This window comes from Peribacillus sp. NPDC056705 (assembly GCF_043656335.1).
On the sequence record NZ_JBHTYI010000235.1, the window covers coordinates 1 to 1,192 of the forward strand.

A 1,192-nucleotide genomic window follows, 5' to 3' on the forward strand; every position below is an offset into this window, starting at 1 on the left:
CACCATAGTTTCGGTTCCGTCTGCGAATACTTGATCCATAGCTTACCTCGCTGCGCTCGTTAATAAATAATAGTTTTTGAACGCTTTGCTTATGCCGATTACTTGCTCCATAGAATCTTGCCAAAAGCATTATAAAGACAACAAAAAGCGGCCCGCACAGATCGCTTTTTACCGCTTCAGATATACCCGTCTAATCACTTTGCAGAACAGTCGCAAATGAATGTAAAAAAACATCACGCACGGTGATGTCTTGTTTAAGTATGGAGCGGGTGATGGGAATCGAACCCACGCTACCAGCTTGGAAGGCTGGAGTTCTACCATTGAACTACACCCGCAGATGTAACAATCGGGATGACACGATTTGAACATGCGACCCCCTGGTCCCAAACCAGGTGCTCTACCAAGCTGAGCTACATCCCGAAATATGATCTTATAAAAAATGGCACGCCCTGAGAGATTCGAACTCCCGACCTTTTGATTCGTAGTCAAACGCTCTATCCAGCTGAGCTAAGGGCGCATAATGGAGCGGACGACGGGAATCGAACCCGCGACCCTCGCCTTGGCAAGGCGATGCTCTACCGCTGAGCCACGTCCGCAAAAACATGGTGCGCGTGGAGGGACTTGAACCCCCACGTCAAAGACGCTAGATCCTAAGTCTAGTGCGTCTGCCAATTCCGCCACACGCGCACAAGATGAAACAATGGTGAGCCATGAAGGACTCGAACCTTCGACACCCTGATTAAAAGTCAGGTGCTCTACCAACTGAGCTAATGGCTCTTATCAGAGTGAAACTAATAAGAATGGCGGAACTGACGGGATTCGAACCCGCGATCTCCTGCGTGACAGGCAGGCATGTTAGGCCTCTACACCACAGTTCCATGAGGCACTATCGCAATAAGCGATATAAAATTGGTTGCGGGGGCAGGATTTGAACCTGCGACCTTCGGGTTATGAGCCCGACGAGCTACCGAACTGCTCCACCCCGCGTCATTAAAAGGGTTATTCAAGTATTTCATGGTGGAGGCTGAGGGGTTCGAACCCCCGACCCTCTGCTTGTAAGGCAGATGCTCTCCCAGCTGAGCTAAGCCTCCAGGTATGTATGGTAGCGGCGGAGGGGATCGAACCCCCGACCTCACGGGTATGAACCGTACGCTCTAGCCAGCTGAGCTACACCGCCATATAAACCTATTGC

10 tRNA genes are annotated in these 1,192 nt (G+C 50.8%); all 10 read right to left on the reverse strand.

What is annotated here, in order from left to right:
* Nucleotides 1-261: 261 nt before the first annotated feature.
* The 10 genes from ACFRAK_RS29225 to ACFRAK_RS29270 all read right to left on the reverse strand — a co-directional run bounded on the left by ACFRAK_RS29225 (nucleotide 262) and on the right by ACFRAK_RS29270 (nucleotide 1,177).
* Nucleotides 262-335 (reverse strand) — tRNA-Gly (locus ACFRAK_RS29225).
* Between the two features lie 11 nt (nucleotides 336-346).
* Nucleotides 347-420: transfer RNA gene (locus tag ACFRAK_RS29230), tRNA-Pro, on the reverse strand.
* A gap of 20 nt (nucleotides 421-440) precedes the next feature.
* Nucleotides 441-517: transfer RNA gene (locus ACFRAK_RS29235), tRNA-Arg, on the reverse strand.
* 4 nt (nucleotides 518-521) lie between these two features.
* Nucleotides 522-596: transfer RNA gene (locus tag ACFRAK_RS29240), tRNA-Gly, on the reverse strand.
* Between the two features lie 7 nt (nucleotides 597-603).
* A tRNA-Leu gene (locus tag ACFRAK_RS29245) sits at nucleotides 604-687 on the reverse strand.
* Between the two features lie 14 nt (nucleotides 688-701).
* Nucleotides 702-777 (reverse strand) — tRNA-Lys (locus ACFRAK_RS29250).
* 24 nt (nucleotides 778-801) lie between these two features.
* Nucleotides 802-878 (reverse strand) — tRNA-Asp (locus ACFRAK_RS29255).
* Between the two features lie 32 nt (nucleotides 879-910).
* Nucleotides 911-987, reverse strand: a tRNA-Met gene (locus tag ACFRAK_RS29260).
* 28 nt (nucleotides 988-1,015) lie between these two features.
* Nucleotides 1,016-1,091 (reverse strand) — tRNA-Val (locus ACFRAK_RS29265).
* Between the two features lie 9 nt (nucleotides 1,092-1,100).
* Nucleotides 1,101-1,177 (reverse strand) — tRNA-Met (locus ACFRAK_RS29270).
* Between the last annotated feature and the right edge of the window lie 15 nt (nucleotides 1,178-1,192).